At 32.5% G+C, this 14,899-nt stretch carries 15 protein-coding genes, 1 pseudogene, 1 riboswitch and 1 other annotated feature; all 16 genes and pseudogenes read left to right on the top strand.

Annotated elements, in window-relative coordinates; all coding sequences use genetic code 11:
• Nucleotides 1-3 precede the first annotated feature (3 nt).
• The 16 genes and pseudogenes from mutM (at nucleotide 4) to SAMSHR1132_RS07865 (ending at nucleotide 14,880) form a co-directional block, all read left to right on the top strand.
• Nucleotides 4-876: a bifunctional DNA-formamidopyrimidine glycosylase/DNA-(apurinic or apyrimidinic site) lyase gene (gene mutM, locus SAMSHR1132_RS07955; protein WP_001114448.1), complete on the top strand. Its 873-nt coding sequence runs from the start codon at nucleotides 4-6 to the stop codon at nucleotides 874-876.
• Nucleotides 877-891: 15 nt separating this feature from the next.
• Entirely contained in the window at nucleotides 892-1,512 is a 621-nt protein-coding gene (coaE, locus tag SAMSHR1132_RS07950) for a dephospho-CoA kinase (RefSeq protein WP_001127177.1), read from the top strand.
• 341 nt (nucleotides 1,513-1,853) lie between these two features.
• Nucleotides 1,854-3,227, top strand: a pseudogene (locus tag SAMSHR1132_RS13815) (IS1182 family transposase); the annotation flags it as partial.
• A 139-nt stretch (nucleotides 3,228-3,366) separates the two neighbouring features.
• Nucleotides 3,367-4,392: a type I glyceraldehyde-3-phosphate dehydrogenase gene (gene gap / locus SAMSHR1132_RS07925; protein ID WP_000106129.1), complete on the top strand. Its 1,026-nt coding sequence runs from the start codon at nucleotides 3,367-3,369 to the stop codon at nucleotides 4,390-4,392.
• Nucleotides 4,393-4,603: 211 nt separating this feature from the next.
• Nucleotides 4,604-5,074 (top strand): transcriptional regulator NrdR, encoded by a 471-nt coding sequence (nrdR, locus tag SAMSHR1132_RS07920; RefSeq protein WP_000650082.1) that lies wholly within the window; start codon nucleotides 4,604-4,606, stop codon nucleotides 5,072-5,074.
• On the top strand, nucleotides 5,075-6,481 hold the full coding sequence (locus tag SAMSHR1132_RS07915; protein WP_000533505.1) for a replication initiation and membrane attachment family protein: 1,407 nt from the start codon (nucleotides 5,075-5,077) through the stop codon (nucleotides 6,479-6,481).
• The gene (gene dnaI / locus SAMSHR1132_RS07910; protein WP_000808617.1) at nucleotides 6,481-7,401 is read left to right on the top strand and encodes a primosomal protein DnaI; all 921 of its coding nucleotides are present in this window, start codon (nucleotides 6,481-6,483) and stop codon (nucleotides 7,399-7,401) included. The genes SAMSHR1132_RS07915 and dnaI overlap by 1 nt, the downstream gene beginning before the upstream one ends.
• A 107-nt stretch (nucleotides 7,402-7,508) precedes the next feature.
• On the top strand, nucleotides 7,509-7,625 hold the full coding sequence (locus SAMSHR1132_RS14230; RefSeq protein ID WP_031787571.1) for a hypothetical protein: 117 nt from the start codon (nucleotides 7,509-7,511) through the stop codon (nucleotides 7,623-7,625).
• Nucleotides 7,626-7,817: 192 nt separating this feature from the next.
• Nucleotides 7,818-9,755 (top strand): threonine--tRNA ligase, encoded by a 1,938-nt coding sequence (thrS, locus tag SAMSHR1132_RS07900; protein WP_000435144.1) that lies wholly within the window; start codon nucleotides 7,818-7,820, stop codon nucleotides 9,753-9,755.
• 106 nt (nucleotides 9,756-9,861) lie between these two features.
• A riboswitch (Lysine riboswitch) is annotated at nucleotides 9,862-10,037 on the top strand.
• 145 nt (nucleotides 10,038-10,182) lie between these two features.
• Nucleotides 10,183-11,676 carry an amino acid permease gene (locus tag SAMSHR1132_RS07895; protein ID WP_000049102.1) on the top strand — a complete coding sequence of 498 codons (1,494 nt, stop codon included), beginning with the start codon at nucleotides 10,183-10,185 and terminating at the stop codon, nucleotides 11,674-11,676.
• 75 nt (nucleotides 11,677-11,751) lie between these two features.
• Nucleotides 11,752-11,877, top strand: a sequence feature (ribosomal protein L20 leader region).
• A gap of 28 nt (nucleotides 11,878-11,905) precedes the next feature.
• On the top strand, nucleotides 11,906-12,433 hold the full coding sequence (gene infC / locus SAMSHR1132_RS07890; protein ID WP_001791162.1) for a translation initiation factor IF-3: 528 nt from the start codon (nucleotides 11,906-11,908) through the stop codon (nucleotides 12,431-12,433).
• Between the two features lie 28 nt (nucleotides 12,434-12,461).
• Nucleotides 12,462-12,662, top strand: coding sequence for a 50S ribosomal protein L35 (gene rpmI / locus SAMSHR1132_RS07885; protein WP_001125540.1), 201 nt, complete (start codon nucleotides 12,462-12,464; stop codon nucleotides 12,660-12,662).
• Between the two features lie 46 nt (nucleotides 12,663-12,708).
• Nucleotides 12,709-13,065 carry a 50S ribosomal protein L20 gene (rplT, locus tag SAMSHR1132_RS07880; protein ID WP_001138360.1) on the top strand — a complete coding sequence of 119 codons (357 nt, stop codon included), beginning with the start codon at nucleotides 12,709-12,711 and terminating at the stop codon, nucleotides 13,063-13,065.
• A 143-nt stretch (nucleotides 13,066-13,208) separates the two neighbouring features.
• On the top strand, nucleotides 13,209-13,817 hold the full coding sequence (locus SAMSHR1132_RS07875; RefSeq protein ID WP_000032667.1) for an NUDIX domain-containing protein: 609 nt from the start codon (nucleotides 13,209-13,211) through the stop codon (nucleotides 13,815-13,817).
• Nucleotides 13,818-13,835: 18 nt separating this feature from the next.
• Nucleotides 13,836-14,765, top strand: coding sequence for a hypothetical protein (locus tag SAMSHR1132_RS07870; RefSeq protein WP_001280029.1), 930 nt, complete (start codon nucleotides 13,836-13,838; stop codon nucleotides 14,763-14,765).
• Nucleotides 14,766-14,769: 4 nt separating this feature from the next.
• Nucleotides 14,770-14,880, top strand: a complete 111-nt coding sequence (locus SAMSHR1132_RS07865) for a hypothetical protein (protein WP_031787568.1) — start codon at nucleotides 14,770-14,772, stop codon at nucleotides 14,878-14,880.
• The last annotated feature ends 19 nt before the right edge of the window (nucleotides 14,881-14,899 follow it).

The raw sequence follows: 14,899 nt of genomic DNA, 5'->3' as shown, positions 1-14,899 counted from the left end.
GGTATGCCAGAATTACCAGAAGTTGAACATGTAAAAAGAGGAATTGAACCTTTCATTATAAATGAATCAATTAATAAAGTTATATTTTCGAATAAAGTTATCGAAGGAAAAGAACAAGGCAAAGAAACAATTGTAAAGGGTATGGAGCTAGATACATTTAAGTCTTTGTCAGAGGGTTATACTATTACTAATGTAGAACGAAGAAGTAAATATATTGTTTTTCAATTAAATAATCAACATGATCAACGTACATTGATTAGCCATTTAGGCATGGCAGGTGGCTTTTTTATTGTAGATAATCTTGATGATATTGAAATACCAAATTATCGTAAACATTGGCATGTCATATTTGAGCTTTCAAATGGTAAAAAGTTAATTTATTCTGATATACGTCGATTTGGTGAAATTAGAAATGTTGCATCTATAGCGTCATATCCTTCATTTTTAGAAATAGCACCGGAACCCTTTACAAAAGAAGCAATGCCATATTATTTAAATCGAATTAACCACAAGTCGAATATAAATAAGTCGATTAAACAAGTTATTCTAGATCATAAAGTTATTGCTGGTTGCGGAAATATATATGCTTGTGAAGCATTATTCCGTGCAGGTGTGCTACCTGATAAAAAAGTAAAAGATTTATCACATCAGCAACAAGAAATGGTATTTTATTACGTTCGAGAAGTTTTAGAAGAAGGTATAAAATATGGTGGAACAAGTATTTCAGATTACCGTCATGCCGATGGAAAAACAGGTGAAATGCAATTACATCTAAATGTTTATAAACAAGCAACTTGTAAAGTTTGTAATAGTCCAATAGAAACAAAAATCATTGCGACAAGAAATAGTCATTTTTGTCCAGTATGTCAAAAATAAAGAAAGAGTGAGATTATGCCGAAAGTTATTGGTCTTACGGGCGGGATTGCCTCAGGGAAATCAACAGTATCAGAACTATTAACGGTCTTTGGATTTAAAGTAGTGGATGCTGATAAAGCAGCGAGAAAAGCTGTTGAAAAAGGAAGTAAAGGTTTAGCTCAAGTACGTGAAACCTTTGGTGAAGAAGCAATTGATGAAAATGGTGAAATGGATAGACATTATATGGGAGATTTAGTATTTAATCAACCAGAAAAACGTTTAGAATTAAATGCTATTGTTCATCCGATTGTTCGTGAAATTATGGAAGCTGAAAAGAATGAATATTTAAATCAAGGTTTTAATGTCATTATGGATATTCCGTTGTTATATGAAAATGAATTAGAAAACACAGTAGATGAAGTGTGGGTTGTTTATACGTCTGAAAGTATTCAAATGGATAGATTGATGCAACGTAACGATTTATCGTTAGAAGATGCAAAAGCGCGTGTGTATAGTCAAATTTCTATTGATAAGAAAAGTAGAATGGCTGATCATGTTATTGATAATCTAGGAGATAAGTTAGAGTTAAAACAAAACCTCGAAAGATTGTTAGAAGAAGAAGGATATATTGAAAAGCCAAACTATGGAGAAGAATAATATTTATAGAAGTCATGAGGCTGGGACATAAATCCCTAAAAAACAGCAGTAAGATAATTTTCAACTAGAAAATATCTTACTGCTGTTCTCTATTTATACAATACTTCGTATTGAATGGCTTCGCTATGCCCGTCTGGCACATTATTGTAAAATTCTATAAATAGAATTTTTTATGACGGGTCCCTTCCTAGGGTGCCGTCTCAGCCACCCCAACTGGCACATTGTTGTAAGCTGACTTTATGTCAGCTTCTGTGTTGGGGCCCCTGTCTTCGACTGGCACTGCTCCCTCAGGAGTCTTGCCATTAATACTACGTATTAACATGTAATTTTACTTTGAAATACTTTTAAAAAATAAGACACTTTCGTATAAAACTATTAATCGTTTTAGAGTGAATCCAAATACTGATGCGTTAATTGAATCTTTATTTATTCAGTTCCATAGTCAATGTTTAAAGCAAAATCTTATCGATGATAATTCAATTTTTATTGATGGTACAAAAGTAGAAGCTAGTGCCAATAGGTATACATTTGTGTGGAAGAAAAGTATTCAAAATCACGAATCGAAATTGAACGAAAATTCAAAAGCATTATATCGTGACTTAGTTGGAGAAAAAAATTATAGACAATAAAGAAGATGGAGATAGCGATTTAACAATAGAAGAAATTGATTTAATTGATAGTCATTTAGATAAAGAAATCGAAGATTTAAATCATTCTATTAAGAACGAAGATTGTGCTCAAATTAGAAAACAGACCCGTAAAAAAAGAACTGAGATTAAGAAGTTCAAAAATAAATTTGATGATTATTCTGAAAGAAAACGTTAATATGAAGAACAAAAATCGATTCTTAAAGATAGAAATAGCTTTTCTAAAACTGATCATGATGCAACTTTTATGAGAATGAAGGAAGACCATATGAAAAATGGCCAACTTAAGCCAGGATACAATTTACAAATAGCGACAAATTCTAAATTTGTTTTATCCTATGACCTATTTCAAAACCCAACAGATACTAGAACTTTAATTCCATTTTTAACAATGATTCAAAATACCTTCGGTTTTTTACCAGAGTATATTGTAGCTGATGCAGGTTATGGTAGTGAGTAAAACTATATGGCTATTATAGATGACTTTAATAATACGCCACTTATTACGTATGGCATGTTTATTAAAGATAAAACTAGAAAGTTTAAAGGTGACATTTTCAATACTCAAAATTGGAAATATGACGAACTTAATGATGAATTTATATGTCCTAATAACAAAAGAATAGGTTTTAAAAGATATGCATACCGTAATGATAGATATGGTTTTAAACGTGACTTCAAACTATATGAATGTGATGACTGTTCAGCATGTTCTATGAGAAATCAATGCATGAAGCCAAATTCGAAATCCAATAAGAAAATTATGAAGAATTATAATTGGGAATACTTTAAAGCCCAAATTAATCAAAAGCTTTCTGAACCAGAAACGAAAAAAATCTATAGTCAAAGAAAAATTGGTGTAGAGCCTGTTTTTGGATTTATGAAGGCTATTTGGGGTTTCACTCGAATGTCAGTTCGAGGAAAAGTAAAGTTAAACGAGAGCTAGGTTTTGTATTAATGGCACTTAATATAAGGAAAATAGCAGCTCGACGAGCTATATATTATCAAATACATTTGAAAAAGCTGAATTCTATTAATTATTTGATAGAATTCAGCTTTTTACATTGACTAAGAATTTAATGTCCCAGCCTAATGGCTCTTTTTTATAAAAAGATAAACGATTTTTTAGAAAACGCTTTCAAATTTCATATAATATGCTATACTAATTCCATAAAGTATAACACATAAAAATCAAGGGGTGCTTTTAATGTCAACGAATATTGCAATTAATGGTATGGGTAGAATTGGAAGAATGGTATTACGTATTGCATTACAAAATAAAAATCTTAATGTAGTAGCAATTAATGCTAGTTATCCACCCGAAACAATTGCACATTTAATCAATTTTGATACAACACATGGTAAGTATGATTTAAAAGTCGAACCAATCGAAAATGGTTTACAAGTTGGTGAACATCAAATTAAATTGGTAGCTGATAGAAATCCTGAAAACTTGCCTTGGAAAGAATTGGATATTGATATTGCAATAGATGCTACTGGTAAATTTAACCATGGAGATAAAGCTATTGCGCATATTAAAGCTGGTGCTAAAAAAGTATTATTAACCGGTCCATCAAAAGGTGGTCATGTTCAAATGGTTGTTAAAGGCGTAAATGATCATCAATTAGATGTTGAGGAATATGATATTTTTAGTAACGCATCATGCACTACGAACTGTATTGGACCTGTAGCTAAAGTTTTAAATGATCAATTTGGAATTATTAATGGATTAATGACTACGGTTCATGCGATAACAAATGATCAAAAAAATATTGATAATCCACATAAAGATTTAAGACGCGCGCGTTCATGTAATGAAAGTATTATACCTACATCAACAGGTGCAGCGAAAGCGTTAAAAGAAGTGTTGCCAGAATTAGAAGGTAAATTACATGGTATGGCACTTCGTGTTCCAACAAAAAATGTATCATTAGTTGATTTAGTCGTTGATTTAGAAAAAGAAGTCACTGCTGATGAAGTAAATCAAGCTTTTGAAAATGCAGGGTTAGAAGGCATCATCGAAGTCGAACACCAACCGCTTGTGTCAGTAGATTTTAATACAAACCCACATTCAGCTATTATTGATGCGCAATCAACAATGGTTATGGATGGTAATAAAGTTAAAGTCATCGCTTGGTATGACAACGAGTGGGGATATTCCAATAGAGTTGTAGATGTTGCTGAACAACTTGGTGAACTTTTAAAATCAAAGACAACAGTAAGTGCAAGTTAAAATAAATTTTAAAACTTAACCTAGCTCTGATATCGGAGTTAGGTTTTTTGTATTGTTGAAAGTAAATGTTAATCACTTTGGTTTTCTAAAAAATAGAACACATTTTCTTTTTAGTTCATTTTTTAAATCAAAATAATAAATTGAGGGATTCTTTTTTCATCTATGGATTTATAGTATAATGAGGCATAATCAAAATAAAGAGGGTGATGTAATGAAATGCCCGAAATGTAATTCTACACAATCCAAAGTCGTAGATTCAAGGCATGCCGATGAATTAAATGCCATTCGTAGACGAAGAGAATGTGAAAATTGTGGAACACGTTTCACTACATTTGAACATATCGAAGTCAGTCAGCTTATTGTTGTGAAAAAAGATGGCACAAGAGAGCAATTTTCAAGAGAGAAAATACTTAATGGACTTGTGCGTTCATGTGAAAAGCGTCCAGTTAGATATCAGCAACTTGAAGATATTACTAATAAAGTTGAATGGCAATTGAGAGATGAAGGTCATACAGAAGTATCTTCACGAGATATAGGTGAGCATGTGATGAATTTATTAATGCATGTTGATCAAGTCTCTTATGTGAGATTTGCATCTGTTTATAAAGAGTTTAAAGATGTTGACCAATTATTGGCATCAATGCAAGGAATTTTAAGTGAAAATAAACGGAGTGATGCATAAATGGGACGACAAGCCTTTGAATTTGGCTTAAGACCAAAGGATCAATTTCAAGTTATGCAACACTTTGATTTAAATACAAATCATTTAGAAGTTTTAAATCGATTATATACACCTTTAATCGGTACGCAAGCAGTAGGTTTATATCACTTTATGACTCAGTTTGTTGAAAAAAATCGTAATACAACTTCGATATTATCGCACTATATATTTATGAATGAACTTAAAATTAATTTACTAGAGTTTAGACAACAAATGGATTTGCTAGAAGCGATTGGATTAATCAAGACATTTGTCAAACATGATGAACAAGAAACTCAGTTTGTTTATCAGCTGATTCAACCGCCTACAGCACATTTGTTTTTTAATGACCCGATGTTGTCAATCTTCTTATATAGTGAAGTAGAGCATCGTCGATTTCAGGAATTAAAAAAATATTTTGAATATAAAGAAGTCGACTTAACTGAATATAAACAAACAACAAGACAGTTTACTGAGGTGTTTAAAGTTCCTACAACAAAAGTTGATATTGATACGAGTGATATTCCTATTAATCAGTCATATCAAGGTATAGATTTGGCAAGTGAAACTTTTGATTTTGAAATGTTGAGACAAATGTTAAATAAACATTTTATAAGTCAAGAAATAGTGACAAAAGATGCAAAACGTTTAATTACACAACTTGCTACATTATATGGTTTGACGCCCGATGGGATGAAGCATGTAATTTTAAATTCAATCACTAGTGGACAGCAACTATCATTCGAAGAAATGCGAAAACAAGCGCGTTCATATTATTTAATCGAACATGACAATCAAATGCCTAAATTACAAGTTAAATCAGCAACTTCTTCATTACCTGAGAAACATGAGTCGAACGAATTGAATCTGGCTCCACAAAGTGATGAGTGGTTTGATTTATTAGAACAAACGAGTCCGATTGACATGTTGTCATCGTGGTCTGAATCAGAGCCAACCGTTTCACAAAAGACAATGATTGAAGAGTTAATCGAGCGTGAAAAAATGTCATTTGGTGTCATAAACATTTTATTGCAATTTGTTATGCTAAAAGAAGATATGAAACTGCCAAAGGCGTATATTTTTGAAATCGCATCAAATTGGAAGAAAAAAGGAATTAAGACAGCTAAAGAAGCGTATGAATACGCTAAAAAAGTAAATCAACCTAAGAGTGAATCGTTAAGTGCTAATTATCAAAAACGTGGTACATATTCTGGACAACGTAAACGTATTTCGAAAGAAAAAACGCCAAAATGGTTGGAAAACAGAGATAATCCAGATAATAACCATTCAACAGCAAAGCATAATAGTTCAGATGATCAACAATTAGAACAAGATCGACAAGCATTTTTAGATAAATTATCTAAAAAATGGGAGGAGGACAGTCAATAATGAAGCAATTTAAAAATATAATGGGTACATCTAATGATTTTGAAAAAAGAATTAAAAAAATAAAAAATGAAGTCATCAATGACCCAGATGTTAAACAGTTTCTACAGGAACATCAGTCTGAATTAACAAATGCAATGATTGATGAAGATTTGAATGTTCTACAAGAATATAAAGATCAACAAAAACATTATGATGGTCATAAATTTGCAGATTGTCCTAATTTCGTGAAAGGTCATGTTCCAGAGTTATATGTTGATAACAATCGCATCAAAATTCGCTATTTGCAATGTCCGTGTAAAATTAAATATGACGAAGAACGTTTTGAAGCAGAATTGATTACATCTCATCATATGCAACGAGATACTTTAAATGCAAAGCTAAAAGATATTTATATGAATAATCGAGATAGATTAGATGTAGCGATGGCAGCAGATGAAATTTGCACAGCAATTACTAATGGAGACACGGTTAAGGGATTATATTTATATGGACCGTTTGGTACAGGGAAATCTTTTATTCTAGGTGCGATTGCAAATCAACTTAAATCAAAAAAAGTGCGCTCTACAATTATTTATTTACCTGAGTTTATTAGAACATTAAAGGGTGGCTTTAAGGATGGTTCTTTCGAAAAGAAATTACATCGTGTAAGAGAAGCGAATATTCTAATGCTTGACGACATAGGCGCAGAGGAAGTAACACCGTGGGTAAGGGATGAAGTAATTGGTCCATTGTTACATTATCGTATGGTACATGAATTACCTACATTTTTTAGTTCGAATTTTGATTATAGCGAGTTAGAACATCACTTATCAATGACAAGAGATGGTGAAGAAAAAACTAAAGCTGCTCGTATTATTGAACGTGTCAAATCTTTGTCTACGCCATACTTTTTATCAGGAGAAAATTTCAGAAACAATTGAAATTTAAAATGAGTGGTGTATAATAAAAACAAATCTAAATCGTTTAAATAATTGAAGACAAGATGATCTAATCAATATTACACAGAAAGCCATTACTTGTTGAGAATATGGTTAATAAATTAGATGATTACTCCTTCATTTTTGGTATTTGTAATGAATACCCGGCTCAAGACCGTTATCTTAAGCAGAGATATTTAATGCGATTGATAGTATTAAATAACTAGGGTGGTACCACGACGATCTCGTCCCTTGTATAGGGGGCGGGATTTTTTGTTTTTCAAGCATAAATAAATGTTAGTTGGTATCGTTTTATCCCTGTTTATTTTAAAATTGGTTATTGCAGGAACGATGATTGTTGTTCAATTTTTTAACGAGGTCAGATCAAAATACTTTTAAAGCATATAGGAGGGTTTAATATGGAACAAATTAATATTCAATTTCCAGATGGTAATCAAAAGGCATTTGATAAAGGGACTACAACTGAAGATATCGCTCAATCAATAAGCCCAGGATTACGTAAAAAAGCTGTAGCCGGTAAATTTAATGGACAGCTTGTAGATTTAACTAAACCGCTTGAATCAGATGGATCAATTGAAATTGTAACTCCAGGTAGTGAAGAAGCGCTAGAAGTATTGCGTCATTCAACTGCTCATTTAATGGCACATGCAATTAAACGATTATATGGTGATGTTAAATTTGGTGTTGGGCCGGTTATTGAAGGTGGTTTCTACTATGACTTCGATATTGACCAAAACATTTCATCAGATGATTTTGAACAAATTGAAAAAACAATGAAACAAATTGTTAATGAAAATATGAAAATTGAACGCAAAGTTGTTTCAAGAGAAGAAGCGAAGGCTTTATTTAGCAATGATGTATACAAGTTAGAATTAATTGATGCAATTCCTGAAGATGAAAATGTGACATTGTATAGCCAAGGCGACTATACTGATTTATGTCGAGGCGTGCATGTTCCGTCAACAGCTAAAATTAAAGAATTCAAATTATTATCTACTGCAGGTGCATATTGGCGTGGCGATAGTGACAATAAAATGTTACAACGTATTTACGGTACTGCCTTCTTTGATAAAAAAGAATTAAAAGAACATTTGAAAATGTTAGAAGAACGTAAAGAACGTGACCACCGTAAAATTGGTAAAGAATTAGAATTATTCACTAATAGTCAATTAGTTGGTGCTGGTTTACCATTATGGTTACCGAATGGAGCAACAATTAGACGTGAAATCGAACGATACATTGTTGATAAAGAAGTAAGCATGGGCTACGACCATGTTTATACACCAGTTCTTGCAAATGTTGATTTATATAAAACATCAGGGCACTGGGATCACTATCAAGAAGATATGTTCCCGCCAATGCAATTAGATGAAACTGAATCAATGGTGTTACGCCCAATGAACTGTCCGCATCATATGATGATTTATGCTAATAAACCGCATTCATATCGTGAGTTACCAATTCGTATCGCTGAGTTAGGAACTATGCATAGATACGAAGCGAGTGGTGCAGTTTCAGGATTACAACGTGTTCGTGGTATGACTTTGAATGATTCACATATATTTGTTCGTCCAGATCAAATTAAAGAAGAATTTAAACGTGTTGTTAACATGATTATCGATGTTTATAAAGATTTCGGTTTCGAAGATTACAGCTTTAGATTAAGTTACAGAGATCCTGAAGATAAAGAAAAGTACTTTGACGATGATGACATGTGGAATAAAGCCGAAAATATGCTTAAAGAAGCAGCAGACGAGCTGGGCTTATCATATGAAGAGGCAATTGGTGAAGCGGCATTCTATGGTCCGAAATTAGATGTTCAAGTAAAAACTGCAATGGGAAAAGAAGAGACATTATCAACAGCGCAACTTGATTTCTTACTACCAGAACGTTTTGACTTAACTTATATTGGTCAAGACGGCGAACAACATCGTCCAGTTGTTATCCATCGTGGTGTTGTTTCAACTATGGAACGTTTTGTTGCCTTCTTAACTGAAGAAACAAAAGGTGCATTCCCAACTTGGTTAGCGCCAAAACAAGTACAAATTATTCCAGTTAATGTTGATTTGCATTATGATTACGCACGTCAATTACAAGATGATTTGAAATCTCAGGGTGTACGAGTGAATATTGATGATCGTAATGAAAAAATGGGATATAAAATTAGAGAAGCACAAATGCAAAAAATTCCATACCAAATTGTAGTTGGTGATAAAGAAGTAGAAAATAATCAAGTGAATGTTCGTCGATATGGTTCAAAAGACCAAGAAACAATGGAAAAAGACGAATTTATTTGGAGCTTAGTTGATGAAATTCGTTTGAAAAAACATAAATAATTAAGCTTATAATTTGATACAACATCATGGTGATATTATGATTCATGTTTTACAAGCTTGATAAAATTAAGTGAATACTGTATATTACAATATAGTTAAAATATTAAATTGAGTTAGAGGTTGCATGTTTAAAGAGTAACTTGTCAGAAGTATTTATGGTACATATGTTGAACAAGTGAAAGGTAAATATGCCGAAATAGATATAAACCATAAATTATATCTGTTGGGACAGTTTTCGAACAGGAACTGTACTGTCACTGAATGTGATGTGCTACCTTATATAGATAATAGCCAAAGTGGTTGCATATCTTATAGGTATGTAACCACTTTTTTACTTTGAATATCTTTGAAAGAAAATTAAATTGGGTATTAAGGTAATTAAAGGTTATTTATTTCTTGGCCTCTAAAACATGGAAAGGGAGCTTATATGTCAAAAGTTCAAAAGGAAAGTCACAATTCTGTCAAAAGGGGATTAAAAGATCGCCATATATCGATGATTGCGATTGGAGGTTGTATTGGTACTGGATTGTTTGTAACATCTGGTGGTGCTATTCACGATGCAGGTGCTCTTGGTGCATTAATTGGGTACGCAATTATCGGAGCAATGGTCTTTTTCTTAATGACTTCACTTGGAGAAATGGCTACTTATTTACCTGTATCGGGTTCGTTTAGTACCTATGCTACAAGATTTGTAGACCCGTCATTAGGTTTCGCACTTGGTTGGAATTATTGGTTTAACTGGGTTGTTACAGTTGCAGCTGATATAACGATTGCAGCGCAAGTTATTCAATATTGGACACCTTTGCAAGCTATACCTGCATGGGCGTGGAGTGCGTTATTCTTAGTGATTATTTTTAGCCTGAATTCATTATCTGTACGTGTATATGGTGAAAGTGAATATTGGCTAGCATTAATAAAAGTAGTTACTGTAATTATCTTCATTGCTATCGGCTTGCTGACAATTGTTGGTATTATGGGTGGACACTATGTAGGATTTGAAGTATTTAATAAAGGTGAAGGTCCAATTTTAGGTGGAAACTTAGGTGGTAGTCTATTATCTATTCTAGGTGTATTCTTAATTGCAGGTTTCTCATTCCAAGGTACGGAATTAATTGGAATTACTGCTGGAGAATCTGAAAACCCAGAGCGAGCAGTTCCAAAAGCAATTAAACAAGTATTTTGGAGAATCTTATTATTTTATATCTTAGCTATTTTTGTTATTGGTATGTTAATACCTTATGATAGCAGTGCGTTAATGGGTGGTGGCGATAACGTAGCAACTTCTCCATTTACATTAGTATTTAAAAATGCTGGGTTTGCATTTGCAGCATCGTTTATGAATGCAGTTATTTTAACGTCTGTTTTATCAGCGGGTAACTCAGGAATGTATGCTTCAACGCGTATGCTTTATTCAATGAGTAAAGACAAATTGGCGTTTGATACTTTTGGAAAAACAAATAAGAGCGGTGTACCTTACATGTCTCTATTAGTTACAGCTATAATTGTAGTCATTATTTTTGTATTACAAAGTGTTACAGAAGGTGCATATCAATATATTGTTGCAGCAAGTGGATTGACTGGCTTTATAGCATGGGTAGGTATTGCGGTAAGTCATTATCGCTTTAGAAGAGCATATGATAAACAAAATTACGACAAATCAAAATTAAAATATACAGCTAAACTATTCCCATTCGGTCCGATTTTTGCTGGTATCTTATGTGTTGTTGTAATAATTGGTCAAGATGTTGATTTTATTAAAACAGGTGATTTCAATTTTAGTCGCTTTTTGATTACTTATATGGGTATTCCTGTATTTTTAGCATTCTTTATCTATCATAAATTGAGATATAAAACGAAAAAAATCCCTCTTGAACAAGTTGATTTACGTCAAGATGTTTCGATGGATGAAATTAAAGGATAAATAAAAAATAAATAACGGTTATAGTGTTGACTTAAATGTGAATTGCTGTTATGATTAACAACGTTGAATACGAAACGAACCAAGTAGAAGCACCCGCTTCTCACCTGTAGCGACGCATAAAGCAGTTGGCAGGTTAATCACGTTACACATAACTGTGTATAAGGAAGAGCGGGTATTTTATACCTGCTCTTCCTTTTTGCTTGGTACAAATTTCGTAAAAATTTTGGAGGTGTCAACCATAGCAAAAGATCAAACTCAAATCAATGACAAAATTCGTGCAAAAGAATTACGTTTAATCGGTCAAGATGGTGAACAAATCGGTGTTAAATCAAAGCGAGAAGCTTTAGAAATGGCTGAACGTGTAGATTTAGACTTAGTGGTCGTTGCACCGAATGCGAAACCACCAGTTGCAAGAATTATGGATTACGGTAAATTCAAATTCGAACAACAGAAAAAAGAAAAAGAAATGAAAAAGAAACAAAAAATTATCAATGTTAAAGAAATTCGTTTAAGCCCAACAATTGAGGAACATGATTTCCAAACTAAGTTGAAAAACGGACGTAAATTCTTAACTAAAGGCGATAAATGTAAAGTATCTATTCGTTTCAGAGGGCGTGCCATTACGCATAAGGAAATTGGTCAACGTGTGCTAGAAAAATATGCAGATGAATGTAAAGATATAGCAACAGTTGAACAAAAACCTAAAATGGACGGGCGTCAAATGTTTATCATGTTAGCGCCAACAGCTGAAAAATAATTAAAGCTATTACAGGAGGACTTATATTATGCCAAAAATGAAAACTCACCGTGGAGCAGCTAAACGTGTAAAAAGAACTGCTTCAGGTCAATTAAAACGTTCAAGAGCTTTCACATCTCACTTATTCGCAAACAAAAGCACTAAACAAAAACGTCAATTACGTAAAGCTAGATTAGTGTCTAAGAGTGATATGAAACGTGTAAAACAATTATTAGCATACAAAAAATAAGAACAAATACAGAAATCGGTAGGAACTACCTAAGGAGGAATTTTTTATGCCACGAGTTAAAGGTGGAACAGTAACAAGAGCGCGTCGTAAAAAAACGATTAAATTAGCTAAAGGTTACTTCGGTTCAAAACATACATTATACAAAGTAGCTAAGCAACAAGTAATGAAATCAGGTCAATATGCTTTCCGTGACCGTCGTCAACGTAAACGTGACTTCCGTAAATTATGGATTACACGTATCAATGCAGCAGCTCGTCAACATGAAATGAGCTACTCTCGTTTAATGAACGGTTTGAAAAAAGCTGGTATCGATATCAACCGTAAAATGTTATCTGAAATCGCAATTTCAGACGAAAAAGCATTTGCACAATTAGTAACTAAAGCTAAAGATGCTTTAAAATAATATTAATTATAAAAAAGAGATGGCAATGTCATCTCTTTTTTATTTTAGAAAAATTAATCTGTCACATTTAATCGCTAAAACATGACAGATTTGCTAAAATGCATGTAAGAGATTAAACATAAAAGTGAGGAGTTTTTAATACGATGTCTAAATTTGATGAGCAAATTATTGTAGTACCTAGAGAAACTATATTTGATAATGAAAAAAATACTTTCAATGGGTTTTTAAATAAAAATAAGCCAATAGGACAAAGCATATTTGATGCATTGCGTCACTATGAGGTCAAACGTCGAGGAGATATGGAAGAAGATCCATCATATAAACAACTCATTTCTTATTGTTTACTTGAAAATGAACATGGCGAAATATTAGTATATGAACGGTTATCTGGCGGTGGAGAAGCGCGTTTACATGGCCAATCATCAATAGGTGTAGGCGGTCACATGAACGATGTGCCAGGTGCCGAATCAATTAATGAAGTGTTAAGAGTTAATGCTCAACGTGAATTAGAAGAAGAAGTGGGTCTTAGTGAACAAGATTCGCAAAATATGGAATATATTGGTTTCATTAACGATGATAATAATGAAGTAGGTAAAGTACATATTGGTGTTGTATTTAAAATAACAGTTAGTTCCAACGATGTTGAAGCAAAAGAAACAGATACATTAAGAATTAAATGGGTTGAAAAAGGAAGCATTGAGTCATATGATGATTTTGAAACATGGAGCGCATTAATACTTCAAGATTTATAATCAATCGAGGTGACAATCATGTCTGATATTATTCAGTTTCCGAATGTTTCGCAAAAATTATTAAAAGATATTAAGCAAGCTGAAGAAAATCGTAATTATGAACAAATGTACGAATATATTGAACAGTATGAGCGTCAATTTGAGCTGACTGAAGAAATAGCAATGATGAAGTGCCGAATGTTGTATGAGACAGAATCTTATCTTGAATTAAGAGAAGAAGCCATTGTACTTTTGAAAAGTGGTATTCAACAATATGATACATTGATGATTTATTACGTGAAAAGCTTAATTGGTTTAAATCAATATTTTGAAGCGATAGAAGTTATAAATCAAATCATTGACGAAGTGAGAGACCATAAAACACGAATGGCTTTATATCCATTGAAAGAATTTGCAAAATCAAAATTAATCGAAGATGAAAAGGAAGTAACAAAGTCGCTCACAGATTTTAATTTGCTTTCGATGCGTGAACAAACTAATCTTTTATTAAAGCTGATAGATAATGGGCATTTTCAATTCAAAGAAACGATTTTTTATTTACTAGAATCACAGTCCCATAGTTATAATATGATGAGTTTAATGATTGAGTATTTAAGGTTTGCGAATTGTACACAAGAATTAATGATTGAAAAATATGGCATTAAGACTACAATAGTGCCTGCAAATTTAAAAGGGTTGGAACACACAACTCTTAAAGAGCAAGTATTACCAAGTGTAATGGAGTCTTTAGAAAATGGTGCTATTCATATTGCTGAAGAAGCCCATCATATTATGAACAATCACTCTATCTTACTATATCCCTTTGATATTGAATCACTTTTTGATATAGAATCATGGGTTAATGCATACGAATGCTATTTTAAAAATATGTTAGGAATAGAAAGTGAATTGCAAAATTATGATACTTTTAAATTTATTCAGCAATTAGATTTGAATGGAAATAGTTAAATTGTTGCAAAATTGTAATCGACATTTTAATATAGTTTTGACGAAAAAAGTTGATTTAAAAATATATAAACGTTGTGATTTCAATGTTTGTATAGGAAATCGTCCTATGATATAATAGGGAAGTTGAAAAAATA

This window comes from Staphylococcus argenteus (assembly GCF_000236925.1).
Taxonomy (GTDB): Bacteria; Bacillota; Bacilli; order Staphylococcales; family Staphylococcaceae; genus Staphylococcus; species Staphylococcus argenteus.
The sequence above is the reverse complement of the archived record's forward strand: the minus strand, read 5'-3'. Positions and strand labels throughout refer to the sequence as shown.

Excerpts from the sequence above, each read along its gene's own strand:
- coaE (WP_001127177.1), top strand. The coding sequence starts at position 892 with ATGCCGAAAGTTATTGGTCTTACGGGCGGGATTGCCTCAGGGAAATCA.
- rpmI (WP_001125540.1), top strand. The coding sequence starts at position 12,462 with ATGCCAAAAATGAAAACTCACCGTGGAGCAGCTAAACGTGTAAAAAGA.
- thrS (WP_000435144.1), top strand. The coding sequence starts at position 7,818 with ATGGAACAAATTAATATTCAATTTCCAGATGGTAATCAAAAGGCATTT.
- nrdR (WP_000650082.1), top strand. The coding sequence starts at position 4,604 with ATGAAATGCCCGAAATGTAATTCTACACAATCCAAAGTCGTAGATTCA.
- dnaI (WP_000808617.1), top strand. The coding sequence starts at position 6,481 with ATGAAGCAATTTAAAAATATAATGGGTACATCTAATGATTTTGAAAAA.
- SAMSHR1132_RS07915 (WP_000533505.1), top strand. The coding sequence starts at position 5,075 with ATGGGACGACAAGCCTTTGAATTTGGCTTAAGACCAAAGGATCAATTT.
- SAMSHR1132_RS07875 (WP_000032667.1), top strand. The coding sequence starts at position 13,209 with ATGTCTAAATTTGATGAGCAAATTATTGTAGTACCTAGAGAAACTATA.
- mutM (WP_001114448.1), top strand. The coding sequence starts at position 4 with ATGCCAGAATTACCAGAAGTTGAACATGTAAAAAGAGGAATTGAACCT.
- SAMSHR1132_RS14230 (WP_031787571.1), top strand. The coding sequence starts at position 7,509 with ATGGTTAATAAATTAGATGATTACTCCTTCATTTTTGGTATTTGTAAT.
- SAMSHR1132_RS07870 (WP_001280029.1), top strand. The coding sequence starts at position 13,836 with ATGTCTGATATTATTCAGTTTCCGAATGTTTCGCAAAAATTATTAAAA.
- rplT (WP_001138360.1), top strand. The coding sequence starts at position 12,709 with ATGCCACGAGTTAAAGGTGGAACAGTAACAAGAGCGCGTCGTAAAAAA.
- SAMSHR1132_RS07895 (WP_000049102.1), top strand. The coding sequence starts at position 10,183 with ATGTCAAAAGTTCAAAAGGAAAGTCACAATTCTGTCAAAAGGGGATTA.
- gap (WP_000106129.1), top strand. The coding sequence starts at position 3,367 with ATGTCAACGAATATTGCAATTAATGGTATGGGTAGAATTGGAAGAATG.